This window comes from Allofournierella sp. CML151, assembly GCF_027853465.1.
GTDB lineage: Bacteria > Bacillota > Clostridia > Oscillospirales > Ruminococcaceae > Allofournierella.
This window is the reverse complement of the sequence record NZ_JAPNNW010000005.1, coordinates 70,977-91,592: the sequence shown is the minus strand read 5'-3', so window position 1 is coordinate 91,592 and position 20,616 is coordinate 70,977. Positions and strand designations below refer to the sequence as shown.

Sequence of the window (20,616 nt, the reverse complement as noted above, 5' to 3'; positions counted from 1 at the left end):
GGGTTATTTCTCCTGGTTCCAGGCCATGGCCACCGCCCCCGCGCCGTACAGCAGAGCGGCGGGCTCCCGGCAGGCCTTGGCGTACACATCCTGCAGCAGGCGGATCTCCAGGCCCACCGTGTCGCGGATGGCACGCATCAGCGGCTGGATGGTGGCCCCGCCGCCGCTGCAGTACAGGACGTTCAGCTGCTGGCCCGGGTGGTTGTATTGGAAGAAGTTCAGCACCCGCATGATCTCCAGCGCGATCTGCTGGTAGATCTCCCGGCAGGCGGGCTGCTCCAGCGCCTGCTCCACCTGAGCCCGGTCGTGGGTGCTCCAGTCCTGGATGCCGCACTGGTCCCGCAGGATCTGGAACAGCTGCTCCATGGCCGGGTGGATCTGCTTGCCGGTCTCGTAGGCGGCGTCGGAATATACCCGCAGCTGCACCTCGGAATAGCCCAGGTTCAGAAAGGCCATGTTGTGGATGTCTTCGTCCGGGTGCAGCGCCTGGAACACCCGCACCATGTTCTGAAAGGCGATGGATTCCGGGGCCGCGCTGTACAGCCGCAGGCCGCACTTTTTCAGCATGGCGCTGTGCTGGTCCAGCCACCGGCGGGACACCGCGGCCGCCATCAGCTCCATCTTGCTGCGGTGGGTGCCTTCGTCCTCCAGCATCTGCTGCAGCGCGTAGTCGTACACATAATCCTGCTGCCGGTCGGCAATGAAGTCGTGGAATTCAAAGGGCAGGTTGAAGTAGAGCTGCTCCTTGGTCATGGCGGGCATGACCACCCGGCGCACGTAGGCGTCGTTTTCCGGAATGACCAGCGCCACGTCCCGGCAGGAGGTGCGCAGCTTCTTTTTCATGCGGCGCACCAGATCCGCGGCCAGGTCCCACCGCTGGATGCCCTTTTCCCCGAACATCTCCGGGGGGGTGAACTCCCAGCTGATGCCGGTGACCACACCCTTTTCGCAGCAGATCATCTTGCTCATATAGCGCTCCAGATGGAGGCCAAGGATCTTGTTTTTCATGATGGGTTCCTCATATTCATACAAACAGGCCCAGGTACCAGTTCACCACCTGGGGGCCCACCAGCATGGTGGCAAAGGCGGCCAGCGCAATGGCCGGGCCGAAGGGAATGCGCTGCTTGCCCAGCGCCAGGGCGAAGACCAGCCCCACCAGGCAGGAGAGGATCAGGTGGAACAGCCCCAAAGCGGGGCCGAACCAGCAGGCCAGCAGCGCCAGCAGCTTGATGTCGCCGCCGCCCAGGCTCTCCTCGCCCAGGCGCCGGTCCATGCCCAGGGCCAGCAGCAGCACCGCGGCGCCCATGACGGCGGCGGTGCCCAGGCCCAGCAGCAGCCTGTCCAGGGCGTCCGGCCCGAAGGGCAGGCCCCCCAGCCAGACCAGCAGGCCCAGAATCAGGCAGCCGTCCGGGATCTCGAACCGCTCCAGGTCCACCAGCGCCGCCACGATCAGGGCGGCGGCCAGCAGCCAGTACTGCACCGTCTGCACCGACAGCCCCCAGCGCACCGCCAGCGCCGCATACAGCAGGCCGGTGAACACCTCCACCGCCAGGTACCGCGCGCAGACGCGGGCGCCGCAGTGGCGGCAGCGGCCCCGCAGGACCAGATAGCTGACCACCGGCACCAGGTCCGGCACGCCCAGCAAATGGCCGCAGGCGGCGCAGCGGCTGCGCCCGGTCCAGGGATTCTCACCCCGGGCCAGCCGCCAGGCCACGCAGTTGGCAAAGCTGCCCATGACCGCGCCCAGCACCCCGGACAGGGTCAGAATATAGAGAAAAAAGGGCAGATCGCCCGCCATTGGAAGCATGGTTGGTTTCTCCTTTCTTGCAAAAGAAGCCTGAAGCTTTCCTGCGCGCCCTGCCGGCAGGGCGTACAGGAAAACTCCAGACCGCGGGGGCCTGGGTGGGCGGGACTGCCCGCCCCGGTTTTCGGCTCCGTGCTGACCCACGGAATGCAGGGAACAGGGCTGCGATGCGCAGCCCTGTTCCCGCAGGATGCCGTTCCGGAAATTCCCGCTGTGCGGGAGCAACGGATGATGGGGAGGGGTTAGGTACCGGAAGTAGGATCCACCCAGGTCAGCACAATGCCACTGGTGCTGCCGCTGCTGTCGACAGTCGAGCTCACGCTTTCACGAGTAATAACTACTTTCAGAATGTTGGCCGTGTCATCTTCTTTCGGACTCCCGGCGGCACCCTCAACCTCCGTGGTGGACTGGCCATAGCCCTTGATGCCAGTCGTCACTTTTTTCAGCTGGCCCTTATCAGCATCGTAGAAATATACGCCAGTATTGCCACTGGTCAGTTCATCATCACTCATCAGCAACGCAGCGGCGGCAGCCTTGGCGGCGCGCACGTTGGCCTCGTCGGTGGACTTCTTGGCAGCCTCCATCCGGCCGGCGAACAGGGGCACGGAGATGGCCACCAGGATGCCCAGGATGGCCACAACCACCAGCAGCTCGGCCAGGGTGAAGCCCTTGCGGTTCAGCTTCTTTTTCAGGTTCAGTTTGAAGTTCTTCATGTCGTTTTTTTGTCCTTTCCAAAAAATGTTGTTGAATTTTGCCTTGCGGCACACATCTATCTCAAAGGCCCGCCCCTGGTCAGGAAGGGGGGCGGGGCCCCGTGAGCAAAGAAAAATCAGATCAGCTCGTACATGCTGAACATGGGCACGTAGATGGAGAAGAGCACAAAGCCCGCCACCCCCGCCATGAGCATGAGCATGATCGGTTCAATCTTGCGGATGGCCTTGTTGGTGGCGTAGTCGGCCTCGCTGTCGTAATAGGCGCCGATGGTGCTCAGCGTGCTCTCCAGCTCGCCGGTCTCCTCGCCGATGGCGCACATCTCCACCAGCGGCAGCGGGAAGGTCTTGTCCGCCCGCATGCACTCGGCCAGCCGGCGGCCCACCTCGATCTGGCCCACCATGTTGCGGATGCGCGCGCCGATGTAGACGTTGTCCACCACCCGGGCGGTCACCTCCAGCGCCTGGCTTACCCCCAGGCCCGCGCCCAGCAGCGCCCGCATGGTGTTGGCGAACTGGCCCGCCGCGTTCAGGGCAAGGATCTCGCCCACCACCGGCACCCGCAGCACAAAGCGGTTCCAGGCCAGCTTGCCCCGGCGGGTCTTCAGCGCCGCCCGGGCGGCCAGCGCCAGCGCCAGGACGACCACCGCCAGATGCAGCGCATAGCGGCTCATGAAGTCGGACCCGGCGATCATGATCCGGGTGATCAGCGGCAGCTCGCCGCCCAGGTCGGCAAAGGTCGAGGTCATGCTGGGCACCACCTTGATCATGAGCACCATGACCACCACCACCGCCACACAGAGCACGAACATCGGGTAGGACAGCGCCTGCCGGATCTTCTGGGTGGTCTGGTAGGATTTGCCGAAGTACTGCTCCAGGGTGGCGAAGGAGTGCTCCAGCATACCGGATTCCTCGCCCGCGCGCACCGTTTCCAGAAAGGCCACCGGCAGCGCCGGGCAGTTTTTTTCAAAGCTGGCGGCGATGCCCGCGCCCTGGGACACCTCCTCGGACGAGCGCTCCAGCATCTGGCGGAGCTTTTTGTCCTTGGTCTGCTTGGCCACAATGCCCATGCAGTTGTCGATGGGAATGCCCGAGCGCAGGATGATGGCAAACTGGGAGCACATGACCGACAGGTTCTTGGCGTCGATCTTGGGGGTACCGATCTCCATGCTCAGCAGGTTATGGCCCCGCACCGGCTGGATCGAGATGACCACCGGATATTTGGCCCGCACCCGCTGCATGGCGATGTATTCGTCCGGCGCTTCCACCGTTCCCTTCACCGGTTTGCCGCCCGGCTGGGCCGCCCGGTATTGATAGTTCATCTGGGTCTCCTTCTGTCTGGCCCGCCCGCCCTCAGCGGCGGGCCGTGGGCGTTCAGGTGTTCTTGGTCACGTAATCCCGGTCGATGGCGGCGGCGCGGGCGGTCTCGGCGTCGATCCGGCCGGCGCGCACCAGCCGCAGCAGGGCGTTGTCCATGGTCACGCTGCCCTGGGCCGCCCCGCTCAGAATGGCCGAGAAGATCTGGTGGGTCTTGCCCTCCCGGATCAGGTTGCGGATGGCCGGGTTCACCATCATCAGCTCGCAGGCCGCGGCCCGGCCGCCGCCCCGCCGGCGCACCAGCTGCTGGGCCAGTACCGCCCGCAGCGTCATGGACAGGCTCATGCGGATCTGGGGCTGGCGCTCGGCCGGGAAGCTGCCCACGATCCGGTCCACCGCGTCCGCGGCGGTGTTGGTGTGCAGCGTGGCAAAGACCAGATGACCGGTCTCGGCGGCGGTGATGGCCGCCTCAATGGTCTCCTGGTCCCGCATCTCGCCGATCAGCAGAATGTCCGGGTCCTCCCGCAGCGCGGCCCGCAGGCCGGTGGCGTAGCTCTCGGTGTCCTGGCCGATCTGCCGCTGGTTGATCACGCAGCGGTCCGGCCGGTACTGGTACTCCACCGGGTCCTCCAGGGTGATGATGTGGGCCGCCCGGGTCTGGTTGATCTGGTCCAGCACCGCGGCCAGGGTGGTGGATTTGCCGCTGCCGGTGGCGCCGGTCACCAGCACGATGCCCTGGCGCCAGCGGGCAAATTCCTGCACGCCGGCGGGCAGCTCCAGCTGCTCCAGCGCCGGAATGCGGCAGGGCAGCAGGCGCAGCGCCGCCGAGCAGCTGCCCTGCTGGCGGAACAGGTTCACACGGATGCGCCGCTCCCCGACGGTGAGCGCCAGGTCCAGCTCGCCCACCCGGTTCTCCTGTTCGGGCCAGCCGTCCCCGGCCAGCCGCTGGTAGCGGTTTCCCGCCAGCTGGCGGGCGTAGTCCTCGCACTGCTCCCGGGTCAGGGGCACGACGCCCAGGTCCCGCAGCTCGCCGTCCACCCGGTATTTCACCGGATGGCCGCAGACCAGGTGCAGATCGGACGCGCCCAGCTCCTGGCCCCGGCGGATCAGTTCTTCCATTGTCATAAGCGGTTCACTCCAGAATACAAATGGTCCGGCACAGCTCTTCCAGGCTGGTCACGCCCTGCTCGGCCAGCTCCAGGCCGCCGCGCATCATGGGAATGAAGCCGGACTCCGCCACCGCCCGCCGCAGCTCCGCCCGGGGGCGGCCCTCGGTGATGCAGTCGCGGATGCGCTGGTTCAGGTTCAGAATCTCGAACACGCCCACCCGGCCGTAGTAGCCGGACTGGAAGCAGAGCGGGCAGCCGGTGCCCTGATAAAAGGGGCGGGGGTCCCCCGGCGCCACGCCGGTCAGGTCCCGCTCGGTCTCGGTGGGGGTGTGGGGGGCCCGGCAGTTGGGGCAGATGCGCCGCACCAGTCGCTGGGACACCACGCCCCGCAGACCGCCGGCGATCAAGTAGGGCTCCACGCCCATGTCCCGCAGCCGGTCCAGCGCCGAGATGGCGTCCTCGGTGTGCAGGGTGGAGATCACCAGGTGGCCGGTCATGGCGGCGCGCATGGCAATCTCGGCGGTCTCGCCGTCGCGGATCTCGCCCACGCCGATGATGTCCGGGTCCTGCCGCAGCACCGAGCGCAGGGCGCTGGCAAAGGTCATGCCGGTCTTTTCGTTGATCTGCACCTGGGTCACGCCGTCCATCTGGTATTCCACGGGGTCCTCCAGCATGATCAGGTTGGTGGCCTCCGAGCGCATCTCCCGGATCATGGTGTACATGGTGGAGCTTTTGCCGCTGCCGGTGGGGCCCACGATCAGAATCACGCCGCTGTTGAATTTCAGCAGCCGCTCAAAGCGGGCCTCGTTGGCGCCGGTGATGCCGATGCCGTCCCGGGTGAGCATGGACTGGTTCTTCACCAGCAGTCGGATTACCACCTTTTCCCCGTGGATGGTGGGCAGGGTGGAAAGGCGCAGGTCCACCTCGTTGCCGCCGGCCCGGAACTGGGCGCGGCCGTCCTGGGGCACCCGCCGCTCGGCGATGTGCATGCCGCCCATGACCTTCAGGCGGGAGATGACCGCCTGCTGCAGTTCCTTGGGGATGGTCAGCGTCTTCATGAGCCGGCCGTCCACACGGATGCGCACCACCATCTGGTCCTGGCCCGGCTCCACGTGGATGTCGCTGGCCCGCTCGGTGATGGCCCGCTCGATGATGGAGTTGATCAGCCGGATGGTGGGCGCTTCCTCCTCGTCCTGGGGGCGCTCCTCCACCGCCTGCTTCTGGGGCAGGGCCTCCTGGCGCATCTGGGAGATGGCCTTCACCGCCCGTTCGTTCTCGTACAGGCTGTTGTAGGCCCGGCTCACGCCCGCCGCGGTGGCGATCATGGGCTGGATCTGGCGGCCGCTGGCCACCCGGGCCTCCTCCACCGCCATGAAGTTCAGCGGGTCGGCCATGGCCAGGCACAGCACGTCGCCCTCCAGCCGCACCGGAATCACATCGTATTTTTTCGCCAGGCTCTTGGGCAGCATGTCCACCATTTCCGGCGAGATGGTGTAGGTGGCCAGGTCCACGAAGTCGATGCCCAGCTGCTGGCTGAGCATGTTGATGAGCTGGCCCTCGGTGATGAAGCCCTCGTCGATCAGCACGGTGCCCAGCCGCTTGCCGGAGCCCTTTTGCAGCTGCAGCGCCTGCTGAATCTGCTCTTCGCTGAGAATGCCCGAATCCGTGGCAATCTCGCCCAAACGTTTGTATTTCATCTTCTACTTTCCCTCAGCTGTTTACCGGCAGCACCCAGAATTCCTGGGACTCCCAAACGCTATCGTCCACCGTCACGTCCACCCGGCAGGAAAAGCCCGCCCCGCTGCGCTCGCACAGCGCCAGCTGCACCTGCATGCCCTGGCCCAGGGTCTGGGCCGTCAGCAGCGGCGCGGCCTGGTCGCCCGCCACCAGCCAGATGGTGGGCGAGCGGTTCTCCAGCCGGACCTGGCCCTTCCAGCGGACGCTGTAAAAGCTGACGGCCTGCTGGTCCTGGCTGTCCGGCTGGGACTGGGGGGCATCGGCCGCCCAGCGCAGCTCTTCGGTGACGGCGGTCACCGCAGTGGACAGCACCAGCTGGGCGGTGGTGCGCAGGGTCATGCGCTCGTAGGCGTTCTTCACCACCATGGCCCCGCCGGCCATCAGCGAGGTGAGCATGCCCAGCACCAGCAGCGCCGCCATCAGCTCGGTGAGGCTGAAGCCCCGCCGGTCGGCCATGCGCCGGCGCAGCCGGGCCGGTTTAACCCACCGTTTCATACATCCAGATCCCCTGCTGCAGGCCCCGCACCTGCACCGGGATGCGCACCACCTGGCCCTGGGCGCCGGTGAGGTAAAGCCCCTCGTTGGCGCTCAGCAGCCCCGCGGTGCCCTCTTCCAGCCGGTTGGTCTGTTCGTACAGCGCCCGCAGCGCCTGGTCCGAGCGGGAGGCAATGTTCTGGGAGGTGGTGAGCATGGACGCCAGCATAGTCAGCGCCAGCGCAATGATCAGCAGTGCGGCCAGGGTCTCGGCCAGGGTTTCGCCCCGGCGTTTGGCCAGTCGTTTGATCAGGCGGTTCATTCCTTGGTAATCTCTCCTTCCAGCCATTGCAGGGTGCCGTCCTCCTGCTCCATAACGGGCAGCCGCAGGGTGTAGGCGCTGCTGCCGCAGCACACCTGCACCGTCAGCCGGTAGCCCGCGTCCATGGAAAATTCCACCCAGCCCAGGCTCTGGCGCACCCGGTCGGTCAGATCGCCGCCGTGGCTCAGGCCCCAGCGCTGCTGCGCCGGCTCGCCGGTGCTGCGCACCTGGCTGACCAGGCCGGCCAGCAGTCCCTGCAGGGTGTCCTGCTCCGCGTCGGGCTGGTCCGGGCCGTCCCCGTCCACGGTCAGCCCTTCCAGCTGGTCCCGCAGCACCCGCACCGTCGAAAAGGCGGCGTAATATTCGGTCTTGTCTTCTTTCAGTCCGTTCAGCCGGCCGGCCGAGGCGGTGGCCGCCGTGATCAGCACCGAGCCCGCCATGCTGCACAGCAGGATGACCAGCAGTGCGAACAGCAGCGAGGCCCCGGCCCGGCTTTTCAGCTTTTGGTTTATGTATCCCATGGTCTCTGTCTTTCCCCGCTGGCGGCTCACTGCAGATACTGGTCGGCAAAGTCCTGGCAGGACAGCGGCTTGGAGAAGTAGTAGCCCTGAATGGCATGGCAGCCCAGGCCGCGCAGGAATTCGTACTGGCTCTGATCCTCCACGCCCTCGGCCACCAGCTCCAGCTGCAGCGCGCGGGCCAGCTCGATGATGAACCGGATCATCTGGTCGCCCTGTTCGGAGCCGATGCGGTCCACAAAGGATTTGTCAATCTTGATGATGTCAAAGCGCAGATCGTGGATGGAGGACAGGGAGGAATATCCCTTGCCGAAGTCGTCCAGCACGATGGTAAAGCCCAGGGAGCGCATGCGCTCCACCACGTCGCGCAGGCCGTCCTCGTCCTTGACCAGGGCGCTCTCGGTGATCTCCAGCTGGATGGCCTGCCTCTCCAGCTTGTACCGGTTCAGCACCCGGTCGATCTTGTCCACAATGTCCAGGCTGCTCAGATAGACGCGGGACAGGTTCACCGACACCGGCGGGCACTGGATGCCCTGCTCCCGCCAGTCCCGGATCTGGCGGCACACGTCCTCCAGAACCATCTCGTCCACCTCGCCGATGATGCCCATCTCCTCGCAGTCGGCGATGAAGGCGCCGGGGGGCAGCACGCTGCCGTCCGGCCGGCACCAGCGGGCCAGGGCCTCGGCGCCCAGCAGGCTGCGGGTCTGGGCGCAGAACTTGGGCTGCAGCCAGGCCTTGAACTCCCGGTTGGCAATGGCCTGCCGGATGGTGTTCTGCTGCTCCTTTTTGCGCTCCATCTTCTGCTGCACCTGGGCGCAGTAGACGCCCACGCCGCTCTCGCGGGGGGCCTCAAAGCAGGCCATGCGGGCCCGGAACAGGGCCTCCTCGTCCGGCTGGACGCCGTCCGGCAGGCGGTAGATGCCGCAGCGCAGCTTCACGCCGATCTCGTTGTTGTTGGAGGGCAGCAGGGGCAGGTCGGCGCACAGCGTTTCGGCCTGCTCCAGCAGCTGGTTCCAGTCCTCATATGGGGACAGCACCACAAAGGAATCGGCGGTGTCCCGGGCCAGCGTCCGCCCCTCTCCAAAGACCGCGCTCAGGTGCTGCGCCACGTGCTTGAGCACCTGGTCGCCGGCCACCGAGCCGTACAGGTTGTTGATGTTCTTGAACTGCTGGATGTTGAACAGCAGCACGGCCACCCGCTTGCCCTTGCCGGGGCCCAGGGTGGTGAATTCGCCCATGGTCTCCCGCAGGTAGAAGTGGTTGTGGATGCCGGTGCGGGCGTCCACATAGGCCAGCTTGCGCAGGTGGCGGTCGTTCCGGTCCATGATCAGGTTGAGGAAGAACAGCCCCGCCAGGCCCGCCACGGCAAACACCACGGACAGCACCTGGATCACCTTGAACTGGGCCATGATGCCGCTGTCCAGCGCGTGCTCGGGCACGCCGGTGACCAGCCACAGATCGTCGTAGCCCAGCCGGCTCACGTTGATGTAATGCCGCTCGTCCTCGTTCACCAGCAGGTTCACGCTCTCGGTCTTGCCCGCCAGGCAGTCGCGCAGCTGGTTGAGCTGGTCCACATTGCCCGGGTTCTGGTACAGCAGGGTGCAGAAGTTGGTCACCTCCACTCCGTCGCTGCGGGTGGTCAGGACCACGTCGCCGTCCTGGTTTACCACATAGGCGTAGCCCTGCCCGTGAAAGCTGGGCACCTGCATGCTGGCAAAGAACTCGTCGGTCTCAATGGTGCCCAGCAGGGTGCCGATCACGGCGCCGGAGTCGCTGCGAACGGGCACGCTGCACACGTTCACCTTCTTGCCGTCCCGCATGTCGCACAGGGTCTTGCTCACCCAGTTGAAGCCCTGGATGCTCACCTGAAAGTATTCCCGGCCGGTGATGTCGTAGCTGGTGTCGGTGCTCATGCGGGCCATGCCGTCCAGGCCGGTCACGCCGATCTCCCGGAAGCCCAGCACGTTGGCCACCGTGGCCAGATCGTCGATCGCCACCCCCTGGGGGAAATCCTCCCGCTGGGCCAGGCCCTGGGCCACCCGCTCCAGCTCCTCCATCTTCTGGTTGATGGAGGAGCTGACCACGTAGCGGTTCTGCCGGGCCAGATCGGCCAGCGTGCTGAACAGCTGGCTGTGAATCTGGCGGCTGGCCGTGTTCCACAGCAGCCCGATGAACAGGATCATGGGCAGGTAACAGAGGAACAGGATCGTTTTTCGGTTTTTCTCAAATCGCTTCACTGACACTCTCCCATCTCGGGAAACTGCCGGAGTTATTGCTCGCCTTCATACAGAGCTGTGCGCCGGGCGCACACCGCGCGGCAGTGGATGCACTCCTTGCGCATGCAGCTGTTTCCCTCTTCGTTGATGTAAAAACTGTTTTTTCCCTTATGCTTGGCCACATACATGGCAGCATCGGCCAGCTGATACAGGGTGTCGTAATCCGCGTGCTCCTTGTTCAGGATCGCGGCGCCCACGCTGATGGACAGGCGGTAGGCCTGGTATTTGTCCGCCAGGCGGGATCGGCTGTTTTCGATCAGCCGGTTGATCTTGTCCCGCAGCACGTCCATGTCCACTGCGTTGGGCAAAAAGACGGCAAACTCATCGCCGCCCATGCGGGCCTTGATGTCCGAGGCGCGGAAGCTCTCGTTCAGCAGCTGGGCAAAGCGCACCAGCACCCGGTCGCCTTCCAGGTGGCCCTCGGAATCGTTGACCGACTTGAAGTTGTCCATGTCGATGCTCAGCAGAACGCCGTGGGGCTCCTCCTGCTCGTTGATGTGGCGCACCACCGTGTCCCGCAGGTACTTGCGGTTGTACAGGCCGGTCAGCGAGTCCCGCACGCTTTCGCCCTGGGCCATCTGCAGCTGCATGCGCAGCCGGGCCTCGGTCTGGCTCTCCTCGGTGATGTCGTACAGGAAGCCGTACATCACCCCGCCGCTGCGCACCCGGTAGCTGCGCACCACCCGGCCGTCCTTGCCGCGGAGCAGGCCCTCGGTCTCCATATCGTTCTGGTATACATTCTTAATAATGTCCACCGCTTCCTCTTCGGTCATGCCCATCATTTCCAGGGCATGCTCGGAGAAGAAGCACTGGTTCAGGTCGGCACAGTATTCGTAGGCCTCCATCTTCACGCCCAGCTGATCCACAATGCTGGACAGCCGGATGGCGCCGGAGCCGATGACCTTGACCAGCTTTTCCAGGTTCTTGCTCAGCTCGGCCACCTCCTGGGTGTAGCCCTTGGGGAACTGCACGTTGGCGTCGCCGTGGATGAACCGGTTCACGCTGTCGTTGATCTGCAGAAGGTGCCGGAGCACATAGCGGTTCAGGCTGTAGAACACCACAACGGACACGATCAGCAGCACCAGGAAGATCACCGCGGCTCTGCCCAGGGTGTATTCCATCACCCGCTTCTGGATGCTGGTCATGTCCGAGGCGAAGCAGATCAGGTAGGGCCCGTGGGCTTCGGCGCACAGCAGGTAATCGGTGCCGTCCAGCTTTTCGATGCCCGGGTCGCCCACCCGGCGCAGCAGGGTGTCCAGCCGGTTGTCCATCTCCACCGTCTGCTGGTTGTTGCGGGTGATGGCCAGCAGCTCGCCGCTGGTGGCGTCCAGCACAAACAGCCGCCGGTTGGCCTTGGTGGGAATGTTCTGCACGTAGGAGAACAGGCTCATCAGGCCCTGGTAGCTCTGCTGCACCTCTTCGTCCACCTTGATCTGGACCACATAGCCGTTGGGGCCGTTCATGCCCAGATACACGCCCCGCTCACCGGTGGTCACCGCCACGCTGTCCAGCACCACGTGGTAGCCTTCCTCCTCCCGGTTCTCGATCAGGGGCAGGAAATCGGCGGTCTCCTTGTGCTCGTAAAAATTCAGGCCCAGACTCTGCTTGTCGTTGGTCTGCGCGATGACGCCGCTGGAGTCGATCACATAGATGGCCCGCACCTCGGCGGTCGCCAGGATCTGCGTCCACTCCTGGTCGGGCACCCGGGAATCGGTGAGCAGGTAGTCCCGCAGCAGGTAGTTCACAAAGTTCAGCCGGTTCAGGTAGTCCTCCACAAAAAGCTCGGTGGCTTTCTGGTTGGCTTTATCCAGCTCGTTCAGGGTTTCGGACAGCTGGGCAATGGCCTCGTTGCCGGTCTGCTTTTCGGCGTTGAGCTCCTTGCGGTAAATTGTTGCATAAAATACGCTGGTCAAAATGGTAACCGAGATCAGAAACACTGAAATCAGCAGCACCAGGACTTTTCCACAAAGTTTTTTCATTGTACTTTTGTCCCACACTCCTCAATGCGTCCCGCGGGAAACACAGACGCTGCGCGTTGCTCGTGTAGCAATCTTGCGTTCTCCGGTTACCTTCTTCGGGCAAATATCTTTCCAAAACGAAATCTGCATTTTGACGTGCAGAACGGTCTGTCAGTGATACAAAATCTGCATTTCGACGCGCTTAAAAGCGCGAAAAAATCCTCTTCCCAGGAAGAGGCAATTAAATTCTATCATTCGTGAGGGGATTCGTCAACCTTTTATAACTTAACAATTTTGGTTTCTGTTCAAAACCGTGCAGAAAATAAAAGCCACAAACATCTTGTTTTTGTGACCTTTGTATATTTTTGTATTTTTTGCTTTTTGGTGTATACAATCGCCCACTGAAACATGGACAATTGTCTTGTCGCAAACGTCGTTTTGACGAAATGCAGATTTCGTCCTAAGTCATCAGCCCAAGCCGTTCCATCTGGCGCTGATGATCGGTCCCGGAGGTGACCAGATCGATCCGGGTGGTCTCAATGGACGAGTGGCCCATCACATCCGCCAGGCGGACGATGTCTCTGCAGTCCCGATAAAAGATCGTTGCAAACAATGGCCATAGGTAAGCCCTTGCGCCTGCCGCTCCGGCTTTTCCCCGGCCCCACACCGGACGTGCGGCTTTCACCGCATCCGGCGTTCCCCCGAACGCGCGCCGCTCGGGAATGCGCCCGCGCTTCCGGCTCGAGGCCATCCCTCCGTCCCCATTACAGGAACTTCCCCGGTGCGACCTCTGCTTTTCCGCAGCGGTTCAGCGGCTTATCGTTCTTTGTCCGCTTCGCCCCGCCGGGCGCCGCTGCCTTTCCCCGTTCCGGCGGTCCTATCTGTGCATATGCCCTTAGGTGCCGGCTTTGAGCCCCATGGCTGGATCGCGCCCGCAGCGCGATATGGCCCTTCATAGCCACCGGTTTTACTGAGCCACACCATGCCGGCGCATCGCTGCGCCGCCCACCGGGCCCGTGACTTCGCCGGTTCGTCAGCCCCCTCGGGGGCATGCTCACCATAGGCACTTTCTAGACCCCCGGCATATCCGCCCCGGCCTTGCCGGCCGGGCATTGTGCCGCCTTCACCGAGCTTCGGACCCGGGCGGGCCGCTGCCCGCCCCGCGCCCGTCGGAGTCTCAGGGTCGGCGTTTCCGGGCGTTGCCCCCTCATTCCGCCGATCGGGCCGCCGGTTCTTCCGGTCCGGCCGCAGCCGGCCCGGCGCTGTGCCTTTTATGCAGCAGAACGGGTCGCACGGTGACGCAGATTGTGTGGGAACACCTTGGCGGCCGATACCCCCGCCCGGCTGCACAGCCCCTTCATCTCGGCCCAGATCTGCTGGCGGGTGAGCTGGCGGCCCCGGCAGGTGCAGAAGATCGGCCCCTCGGTCCGGCCCGTCCGCCGGGCGTAGGCCAGCAGCTTGTCCTTCAGCCGGCTGGGAATCAGGATCTCCCGCACCTTGCCCTTCAGCAGCACCCGGGCGCGGCCCTGCCGGGCGCTCTCCACCGTGATGTAGCGCACCTCCGACACCCGGATGCCGGTGGAGCAGATGGTCTCCATCAGCAGGCCGATGCGCTCCCGGTGGGCCGCCTTGGCGGTTTTCACCAGCTGCAGATACTCGCTGCGGTTCAGCTCCCGGGCCGGGTCCCGGAACATCCGGCGCTGAATCTTGAGAAAGCGCACCCGGTAATGGTTCCAGCCCAGGTAGCGGAACAGCCCGTTCAGCGCCGCCAGCATGGAATTGATGGTGGTGGGCGCATACTGTGCCTGCAGCAGGTGCTCCTTCCAGCCCTTGGCCGACTCCGGCGTCACCGGCGCCCCCTGCTGCCAGCTGGCAAAGGCGCGCACATCCCGCAGATATTTGGCAATGGTGCCCGGGCTGCGCTCTTCCCGGTCCAGATACCGTCCATAGGCCTGGATCATTGCCTCGGTCACTGCACGTTCCCGCATTCTTCTCAGCCTCCTTTTTTGTGTGATCAATGCGGCAAAGGCCCTTCCCAGGGACCTTATCGCCCGGGAAAGGCCTCTCTCGGCTTCATTATAACACGGCGCAAGACCTACCGCTTCGGTATGGATTATCTTGGCAGCTGGGGCCGGCATCCCTTGCGGCGCCCGGAACGAAAAAAAAGCAGCATCGGCAAAACCGATGCTGCTTTCTTGTTGTGTCTTGGGGGCTCAGTTGTCGCCCCGGTGGTAGCGGATCTTCATGTGTTCGGAGGCGTTTTTCAGAATCAGGCCCAGCGCCTTGTCCGACTCCTCCTTCACCATCTCGGCGATCCTGCGGTTGGCTTCCTTCAGAATCTCCGCCGGCTCGCCCTGCCGGATCCTCTCGTCGTACTCGTACAGCAGCTGCTGGCCCCGGTTCATCACGGCGTTCAGATACCGCTCGTCAAAGATCAGGGCGCTGCCGAAGTGGGCGTCGGTCAGCGCGGCGATGATCCGGCTGTGCCAGTACATGCTGTCGGTGGAGACGGTTTCGGTGGTGCCGCTCAGGTATTTGGGGAACTCGGTCACATTGGCGTAGACCGGGAAGCAGGCCGTGAAGCCACTGCCGCCCATGGACAGCCACTCCACGCCCTGGACCGCCGCGGGCAGATCGCCGCGGATCTGCATAATGCCGCAGACGTCGCTGTTGGGCACGCCGATGGTGCGGTACCTGCCCTTGCAGGCGGCGGTCTTGTCGTAGGGGTTGTAGGGGGTTCCCTGGTAATAGGACCCCAGCAGATACCGCACATCCTCCACCGTCACCTTGTGCTCCGGCACGAACGACCAGGGAATGTCGTTGCTCTGGGGGGTGAAGTCCGCGTTTTCCCCGTCCCACTGGTGGGTCCGGGGCAGGAAATACCGGGCCATGAACCAGGCGCGGGGGGTGTTGTAGATATGGTCCGCGTCCGAATGGGAGCCGAAGGCCAGCCGCGGGTTGAACGCAGCGCCCGTATCCAGTGCCAGGCGGTACTTTTCCACGAACTCCCGCAGATCCTGGGAGCAAAGGTGCTCCTTTTTCTCCCCGTAGGCATCCGCAAAATCAAAATGGTCCAGGCCGAACTGGTTGGGCATGATCACCACCCGGTCATCCGGCACCCGCCGGGCGATCCAGTGGTGGCCGCCGATGGTCTCCAGCCACCAGATCTCGTCGGCGTCCGCAAAGGCCATGCCGTTGGGCTCGTAGGTGCCGTACTGCTCCAGCAGCGCGCCGGTGCGCAGCACGCCCTCCCGGGCGGAGCGGATGTAGGGCAGCACCAGGGTCACCAGGTCCTCCTCGCCGATACCGCCGGGAACCTCTTTGCTGCCGCGGCCCTTCTTTTCCTGGTAGCGGACATAGGGGTCCGCGCCCACAACCCGGGGATTGCTGGTGATCGTCTCGGTGGCGGTCATGGCCACGTTGGCCTCGTTGATGCCGCAGGCGGGCCAGACGCCGTTGGTCTTGGACACGTTGGGGCAGTCGGTGTAGCGCAGGGCCTTTTCCGGCAGCGCGACGGTCAGGTGCGAGAGGACCGTCCGATAGGTGGCCGCTCCCTCCCGGGCCGGGTGGACCAGAAGGCGCTTGGCTTCAAACCCGCCGTCGTCATTGCGGGCAATGATCGTGGAACCGTCGTGGCTGGCTTTTTTGCCAACCAGAATCGTGGTACAGGGCATATGGTTCTCCTTTATTCTGTAAATCCGTTTTCATGGGGTGCCGCTTCGCAGCAACGTTGCTTGCCATGGGGCATCGACAAAAACCACCGGTTTTCGCCCGGATGCGACGCCTTTATCATAGCACGGATGCGTCAGGGTTTCCAGCCCCGGCACGCCGCCGGGTTTCCGGTTTCTCCGGCCCGATTCCCGGCCGGACCCGCACAGCGCCTTTTAACAAAAAATTGCCGCAAGCGAACGGACGCTTGCGGCAATCTGGCGGAGAGTTAGGGATTCGAACCCTAGGTCGGTTTTACCCGACACGAAATTTCGAGAAATGTGTCCCGTACAAATTCCCGTATAAGTCCGTGTAACACCGTGTATTTTCTCCACCAAATACAATGTTTTTCAAAACACTTCGTAAAACGTTTCATATCGCTTTACAGCGTCTTTTATCATCACAGGGCAACAATCCGGCAACAGGGCAACAATTTCTGCCCTTCTGCAACCGCAGCGCCGGAAACACTGCCATTATACCATATAACCGTACAGTCTGAAAGGATTTGGGTGGATTCGGCCCAAATCCTTTTTCTTTTCTCACTTTAACAAACGAGAGGACTGTATGATATGTCACTGAACAATAAAACGGCCGAAAACGGCACCTTCCGGAAGCGCCAGGGCTTCACCATGGCCAGCAATGCCGCCATCCGTGACCGCAAACTGTCACTGAAAGCCAAGGGGCTGTACACGTTTATTATGTCCTACGCCACCATGCCGGGCCTGACCCTCACCAAAAGTTTTCTGGCAACCCACTGTCTGGAGAAAGAGCGCGCCTTCAACAGCGCCTGGGATGAGCTGAAAACCCATGGCTTCCTGAAAGTGTACTTCACCCCGTCCGGCGAGAACAACCGCTGGTGCGTGGAGTATGAGCTTCTGGACGTGGCCGACCCTGCCGATGGGGTACATACCTACTATTACAATCTGGCCGGGGAAGTCACCGCAACCAACCTCACCCGGAAGGCCCAGCGGGACAACGCCGAACCCGCCCCGGAACAGCAGGCAGATTCCCGTACCCCACAAAATGTAGGGGACGCGCCCCGTACCCTACATTACCGTACCAACGGTAACCGTACGTACGGTGAACGTACCAACGGTAATGGGGGGAACAATATAATACTTCCTTGTAAGACTAAAAATAATACTCAGGATAATCACTCATTCATTCAGCAGGAGAGTGAAGGAATGAGTGAAGAAGAGATTCAGGATAAGGTTATGGAGGAGCTGGCTGTTCAGCAGGCCATTCCCTACCAGTATGCCAGTGATCCCAAGATGATGGAGTGCGCCATCCACTACCTCACCGAATGGGAGTTCCGTTGCAAGCATCCCTTCCTCACCACCAGAGGCTTTGTGGATGACCGCCGGATGAATGCCTTCAAGTTCTGCATTGAGTGTCTGATTGAAATGGCCTGTGCCCGCCAGCAGGCCAACTATCGGGGCGCTCTGATCTCCTATGCCAATGTGATCGACGCCATCAACCGCAACTCCGACCACTGCACCGAGGGCGGTCTGTCCGAGTTTCTGGAACAGACCATGGACGACTTTCTAAACGCCTGCGAGAACACCGAAATCACCGACATCCGCAAATACACCAAGTCTTTGATCTGGAGCAGCTTTTCTACCTACAAGGTGAAGCTGGACGCCGCCTGTCTTTCGTAAGCCGTCCGCAGACGGCCTCCCCCGTTCCCTGTAAGCTGCCAGTGTAGCTTACAACAGGCGCGTGTACTGGCCCTGTCTGAGTGGTGTCTTGTGGGTCGTACAAAGCCTGTGTACAGGGGTGCAGGGGTCTCCCTGCCGCAATCACTTTTGATAGGAACTGTCAAAAGTGAAATTGCGTTACTCTTGACAAGAGTAACAGAACCGTCCCTGCGGGGACAAGGAGAAGCGATAAAAGAGAAAGGAGGCGGGCATGGGTAAATCTGTATCGGTCACTCTGGGAAAAGGCTCTCTGGGGCATAACAACCGACGGTTCCACACCAAGAATGTAGACCCTTCCCTTACGCCCCAGAATGTGATCTTTGTACGCCAGGAGCTGAATGATGCCTACCGGGAAATCTTTGGGGAAGCTCTGGAACGCTACAACCAGAAGCAGAAGCGGAACGACCGAAAAATCCCCGACTATCTGGAACACATCCAGAAAAGCAAAAACGGCGAGAAAGCCTTTCACGAACTGGTGGTACAGGTGGGCGACCGGAACGATACCGGTATCCGCACCGCAGACGCCGCCAAGGCAAAGGATATTCTCACCGACTATTACCATGAATTTGTGTCTCGCAACCCCAACATGAGAGTATTCAATGCTGTGCTGCACATGGACGAACCGGACGGTACACCCCATCTGCATATCGACTTCATCCCCATTGCCACGGGACAGAAGCGGGGGCTGGAGATAAAAAACTCCATGCGGCAGGCATTGCAGCAGCAGGGATTTGACTTCATAACCACTCCACCGCCACCCAAGAATGGCCGTGTTCATTTTCTGTCCAACCAAACGACCTCCCGATTCGGGGGAGGGCAATGGCTGGAGGCGGAACGGGCCGCATTGGGGGCTGTTTTGGAACGCCACGGCATATCCTGGGAGAAGCAGGGGGTTCACCGCCAGCATCTGTCCATCCCGGAGTACAAAGCCTGCGCCGAGATCGTCAGCAGCACCATCCGCGAAACGCCGCCCGCCGAAGTAGCCATGCGGGAACCCAACAAAATGATGCAGCTCGCCGGTGCAAAAGCTGATGAGGTGCTGGTTTCCCGCGCCGATTTAGAGTCCATGCAGCAGGAATCCCAAACCCTGCGGGCACAGGCAAAGCTCAACCAGCAGACGTTGCAGCGCATGGATGAGGGCAAAAGCCGGAATGATCTTTATGTCCGGCAGTCCCTGAAAGCCGCCGCATGCCGGGAACAATCCGTCCGGGAGCAGTATTCGGCGGCAAAAATCGAAAAATATGACCAACTTTTTGAGCGCAGCCAAAAACTTGCTGAGAGTTCCAAAGCTGTTATCCAGAAGAACAAAGCGTTGCGTGAGCAATACATTCTTTTGAAACAGGCCCAGGATGCCCGGATTACCCAGGCAGTCCAGCAAGCCACCGCCCCGTTGCAGGCAGAAAATGAGCGTCTGCGCACGGAATTGAATGGCTGGAAGCAGCGGGTTGCCGCATTGCAGGAGACAGTGCGCAGTCTGTGCCAGTTCATCCACGATGCCATGCGGGCCGTCTTTACGCTGAAATACAACTACAAGGGCGGACACCCCAATCCCTGTAAAAGCACCCTCACTGCCCCGGCCAGCGAGTTGATCGACGTACTGGAGCGTCAGGCTCACCGGGCCTTGCAGCAGGCCGACCACACTGAACTGGAAAAGGGGCTGGATGGCATGGGGCTGACCCCGGAACTGTCCGCCGCACTACATATCGGAAAGGCTAAAAAGCGAAATCAGATGGAGATTGGCGGCTAGTTCGTCCTCACGGTGAGGACGGGCAAATTTGTCGTGATAAGGCTTTACTGCTCTTTACTTTTCTTTATCGCTTTCCGGCAGCAGGTCACTTTCAATGGCCCGAAGCGGCTTTACATCCTTATGTACCAGCCTGAACAGCTTTTGTGGCGGCGGAGCCTCACCGCCTGCCGCCTTCCACCCAGCTAAGAATGCAATGCGCACCATGGAAAACAGGGCGTTTTCCGCCTGGTCATACTCCCGCCGGTCTAAAAAATCGCTGAACGCCTGCTCAAATTGATTTGTCTGCATAATTCTCTTCCCTTTAGCTCATTCCTCACCGGTTTCCACATTCCAGACCAGCTTCTTCATGGCCTCGCACTCTCGGTTGAACCGTTCCTCACACTCCAGATCTTCCTCGTCCGGTTCTTCGTCCTCGCCTTCAATCGCAGGCCTATCCGTGGGGTTCCAGAGGATCAGGCCCATGCGTTCCAGGCAGATAATTGCGTCCATGAAGCCAATGAGGTGGAAGTTGCGCTCATTGGCGGTAAGATAGAAGTCACTCTCCCGTTCATAGACCTGTACCCGGTAGTTGCGCTCCATATACTTTTTGAACTGCGGGTCGCTCTCCAGTGCAATATCCAACCCGTGGTAGCAGTCCTCAAAGCTGCTTTTTGCAAGGGCGCGAAGCACCTTGTAATATTCCTGTTTCAATGTGATGCCCCTTTCATGGTGCCGTTTTCTATATCTTAGAACAATTTGTTCAAAAAGTAAATAGAACATTTTGTTCTTGGATATAGTGTACTTGGTGATGCCAAATGACTGCCAAGTACGAACGAATCCGCAATTTGCGCGAGGATGCCGACTTAACACAGGCCCAAATGGGCGAGAAAATCAATGTGCCGCAGAGGACCTACGCCTATTATGAAAGTGGTGAGCGCATGGTGCCGCCGCAGGTCCTTGCGGCGCTGGCCCAGTATCATCATGTCAGTGTAGACTATCTCCTGGGCCTGACCGATGAAAAAACACCCTATCCACGGGCAAAATAAATGCCGGTGCTGTCCTCGGGCAGCATCGGCATCTTTAATTGCTACATGTTTTCGCTTGTTCTGCTACAAATCAGAGAAATATGTAGCAGTATGTTGTTTTTCTCTTCGATAGATTAACGTTGAAAATCTTAGCCACACCATGTTATACTGAAATAAACTCAGCGATCGCTGATTTTATTTCTTAGTTCTATGCATTCAAAGTTGATTTTTGTTG

General features: G+C 61.6%; 19 protein-coding genes. 3 read left to right on the top strand and 16 right to left on the bottom strand.

Annotated elements, in window-relative coordinates; all coding sequences use genetic code 11:
* Window positions 1-3 precede the first annotated feature (3 nt).
* The 14 genes from pilM to PH256_RS05445 all read right to left on the bottom strand — a co-directional run bounded on the left by pilM (window position 4) and on the right by PH256_RS05445 (window position 15,899).
* A complete protein-coding gene (gene pilM, locus PH256_RS05510; protein ID WP_270913319.1) occupies window positions 4-1,008 on the bottom strand; it encodes a pilus assembly protein PilM in 1,005 nt (334 codons plus the stop codon).
* A gap of 16 nt (window positions 1,009-1,024) precedes the next feature.
* The gene (locus PH256_RS05505; protein WP_270913318.1) at window positions 1,025-1,807 is read right to left on the bottom strand and encodes a prepilin peptidase; all 783 of its coding nucleotides are present in this window, start codon (window positions 1,805-1,807) and stop codon (window positions 1,025-1,027) included.
* A gap of 239 nt (window positions 1,808-2,046) precedes the next feature.
* A complete protein-coding gene (locus PH256_RS05500; RefSeq protein WP_270913317.1) occupies window positions 2,047-2,517 on the bottom strand; it encodes a type II secretion system protein in 471 nt (156 codons plus the stop codon).
* A gap of 116 nt (window positions 2,518-2,633) precedes the next feature.
* Window positions 2,634-3,836, bottom strand: a complete 1,203-nt coding sequence (locus PH256_RS05495; protein WP_087294242.1) for a type II secretion system F family protein — start codon at window positions 3,834-3,836, stop codon at window positions 2,634-2,636.
* Window positions 3,837-3,888: 52 nt separating this feature from the next.
* Window positions 3,889-4,956 carry a type IV pilus twitching motility protein PilT gene (locus tag PH256_RS05490; RefSeq protein WP_087294243.1) on the bottom strand — a complete coding sequence of 356 codons (1,068 nt, stop codon included), beginning with the start codon at window positions 4,954-4,956 and terminating at the stop codon, window positions 3,889-3,891.
* A gap of 7 nt (window positions 4,957-4,963) precedes the next feature.
* Entirely contained in the window at window positions 4,964-6,637 is a 1,674-nt protein-coding gene (locus PH256_RS05485) for a GspE/PulE family protein (protein WP_087294245.1), read from the bottom strand.
* 13 nt (window positions 6,638-6,650) lie between these two features.
* Complete coding sequence (locus tag PH256_RS05480; RefSeq protein WP_087294247.1) at window positions 6,651-7,172, bottom strand: prepilin-type N-terminal cleavage/methylation domain-containing protein; 522 nt, start codon at window positions 7,170-7,172, stop codon at window positions 6,651-6,653.
* Window positions 7,156-7,473 (bottom strand): hypothetical protein, encoded by a 318-nt coding sequence (locus tag PH256_RS05475; protein WP_270913316.1) that lies wholly within the window; start codon window positions 7,471-7,473, stop codon window positions 7,156-7,158. The genes PH256_RS05480 and PH256_RS05475 overlap by 17 nt, the downstream gene beginning before the upstream one ends.
* Window positions 7,470-7,994: a hypothetical protein gene (locus tag PH256_RS05470; protein ID WP_087294251.1), complete on the bottom strand. Its 525-nt coding sequence runs from the start codon at window positions 7,992-7,994 to the stop codon at window positions 7,470-7,472. The genes PH256_RS05475 and PH256_RS05470 overlap by 4 nt, the downstream gene beginning before the upstream one ends.
* Window positions 7,995-8,020: 26 nt before the next feature.
* Complete coding sequence (locus PH256_RS05465; RefSeq protein ID WP_270913315.1) at window positions 8,021-10,228, bottom strand: bifunctional diguanylate cyclase/phosphodiesterase; 2,208 nt, start codon at window positions 10,226-10,228, stop codon at window positions 8,021-8,023.
* Window positions 10,229-10,260: 32 nt separating this feature from the next.
* A complete protein-coding gene (locus tag PH256_RS05460) occupies window positions 10,261-12,246 on the bottom strand; it encodes a GGDEF domain-containing protein (protein WP_270913314.1) in 1,986 nt (661 codons plus the stop codon).
* 439 nt (window positions 12,247-12,685) lie between these two features.
* Window positions 12,686-12,838, bottom strand: a complete 153-nt coding sequence (locus PH256_RS05455) for a hypothetical protein (protein ID WP_158097529.1) — start codon at window positions 12,836-12,838, stop codon at window positions 12,686-12,688.
* A gap of 658 nt (window positions 12,839-13,496) precedes the next feature.
* Complete coding sequence (locus PH256_RS05450; RefSeq protein WP_270913313.1) at window positions 13,497-14,213, bottom strand: tyrosine-type recombinase/integrase; 717 nt, start codon at window positions 14,211-14,213, stop codon at window positions 13,497-13,499.
* A gap of 225 nt (window positions 14,214-14,438) precedes the next feature.
* Entirely contained in the window at window positions 14,439-15,899 is a 1,461-nt protein-coding gene (locus tag PH256_RS05445) for a C69 family dipeptidase (protein WP_143424695.1), read from the bottom strand.
* 603 nt (window positions 15,900-16,502) lie between these two features.
* On the opposite strand from PH256_RS05445, the gene PH256_RS05440 reads away from it, so the two are divergent.
* Together PH256_RS05440 and PH256_RS05435 are read left to right on the top strand one after the other, a co-directional pair.
* A complete protein-coding gene (locus tag PH256_RS05440) occupies window positions 16,503-17,591 on the top strand; it encodes a hypothetical protein (protein WP_270913312.1) in 1,089 nt (362 codons plus the stop codon).
* Window positions 17,592-17,841: 250 nt separating this feature from the next.
* A complete protein-coding gene (locus tag PH256_RS05435) occupies window positions 17,842-19,377 on the top strand; it encodes a plasmid recombination protein (protein ID WP_270913311.1) in 1,536 nt (511 codons plus the stop codon).
* Between the two features lie 54 nt (window positions 19,378-19,431).
* Here the strand turns inward: PH256_RS05435 and PH256_RS05430 are convergent, their stop codons facing one another.
* Both PH256_RS05430 and PH256_RS05425 read right to left on the bottom strand, forming a co-directional pair.
* Entirely contained in the window at window positions 19,432-19,665 is a 234-nt protein-coding gene (locus PH256_RS05430; RefSeq protein WP_110441180.1) for a hypothetical protein, read from the bottom strand.
* Between the two features lie 18 nt (window positions 19,666-19,683).
* On the bottom strand, window positions 19,684-20,067 hold the full coding sequence (locus PH256_RS05425; RefSeq protein ID WP_270913310.1) for a hypothetical protein: 384 nt from the start codon (window positions 20,065-20,067) through the stop codon (window positions 19,684-19,686).
* A 104-nt stretch (window positions 20,068-20,171) separates the two neighbouring features.
* Between PH256_RS05425 and PH256_RS05420 the strand changes: the two genes are divergently transcribed.
* Window positions 20,172-20,402 (top strand): helix-turn-helix domain-containing protein, encoded by a 231-nt coding sequence (locus PH256_RS05420; protein WP_110441178.1) that lies wholly within the window; start codon window positions 20,172-20,174, stop codon window positions 20,400-20,402.
* Window positions 20,403-20,616: the final 214 nt, after the last annotated feature.

Excerpts from the sequence above, each read along its gene's own strand:
- PH256_RS05450 (WP_270913313.1), bottom strand. The coding sequence starts at position 14,213 with ATGCGGGAACGTGCAGTGACCGAGGCAATGATCCAGGCCTATGGACGG.
- PH256_RS05445 (WP_143424695.1), bottom strand. The coding sequence starts at position 15,899 with ATGCCCTGTACCACGATTCTGGTTGGCAAAAAAGCCAGCCACGACGGT.
- PH256_RS05475 (WP_270913316.1), bottom strand. The coding sequence starts at position 7,473 with ATGAACCGCCTGATCAAACGACTGGCCAAACGCCGGGGCGAAACCCTG.
- PH256_RS05460 (WP_270913314.1), bottom strand. The coding sequence starts at position 12,246 with ATGAAAAAACTTTGTGGAAAAGTCCTGGTGCTGCTGATTTCAGTGTTT.
- PH256_RS05480 (WP_087294247.1), bottom strand. The coding sequence starts at position 7,172 with ATGAAACGGTGGGTTAAACCGGCCCGGCTGCGCCGGCGCATGGCCGAC.
- PH256_RS05470 (WP_087294251.1), bottom strand. The coding sequence starts at position 7,994 with ATGGGATACATAAACCAAAAGCTGAAAAGCCGGGCCGGGGCCTCGCTG.
- pilM (WP_270913319.1), bottom strand. The coding sequence starts at position 1,008 with ATGAAAAACAAGATCCTTGGCCTCCATCTGGAGCGCTATATGAGCAAG.
- PH256_RS05440 (WP_270913312.1), top strand. The coding sequence starts at position 16,503 with ATGTCACTGAACAATAAAACGGCCGAAAACGGCACCTTCCGGAAGCGC.
- PH256_RS05430 (WP_110441180.1), bottom strand. The coding sequence starts at position 19,665 with ATGCAGACAAATCAATTTGAGCAGGCGTTCAGCGATTTTTTAGACCGG.
- PH256_RS05505 (WP_270913318.1), bottom strand. The coding sequence starts at position 1,807 with ATGCTTCCAATGGCGGGCGATCTGCCCTTTTTTCTCTATATTCTGACC.
- PH256_RS05435 (WP_270913311.1), top strand. The coding sequence starts at position 17,842 with ATGGGTAAATCTGTATCGGTCACTCTGGGAAAAGGCTCTCTGGGGCAT.
- PH256_RS05485 (WP_087294245.1), bottom strand. The coding sequence starts at position 6,637 with ATGAAATACAAACGTTTGGGCGAGATTGCCACGGATTCGGGCATTCTC.
- PH256_RS05500 (WP_270913317.1), bottom strand. The coding sequence starts at position 2,517 with ATGAAGAACTTCAAACTGAACCTGAAAAAGAAGCTGAACCGCAAGGGC.
- PH256_RS05420 (WP_110441178.1), top strand. The coding sequence starts at position 20,172 with ATGACTGCCAAGTACGAACGAATCCGCAATTTGCGCGAGGATGCCGAC.
- PH256_RS05490 (WP_087294243.1), bottom strand. The coding sequence starts at position 4,956 with ATGACAATGGAAGAACTGATCCGCCGGGGCCAGGAGCTGGGCGCGTCC.
- PH256_RS05495 (WP_087294242.1), bottom strand. The coding sequence starts at position 3,836 with ATGAACTATCAATACCGGGCGGCCCAGCCGGGCGGCAAACCGGTGAAG.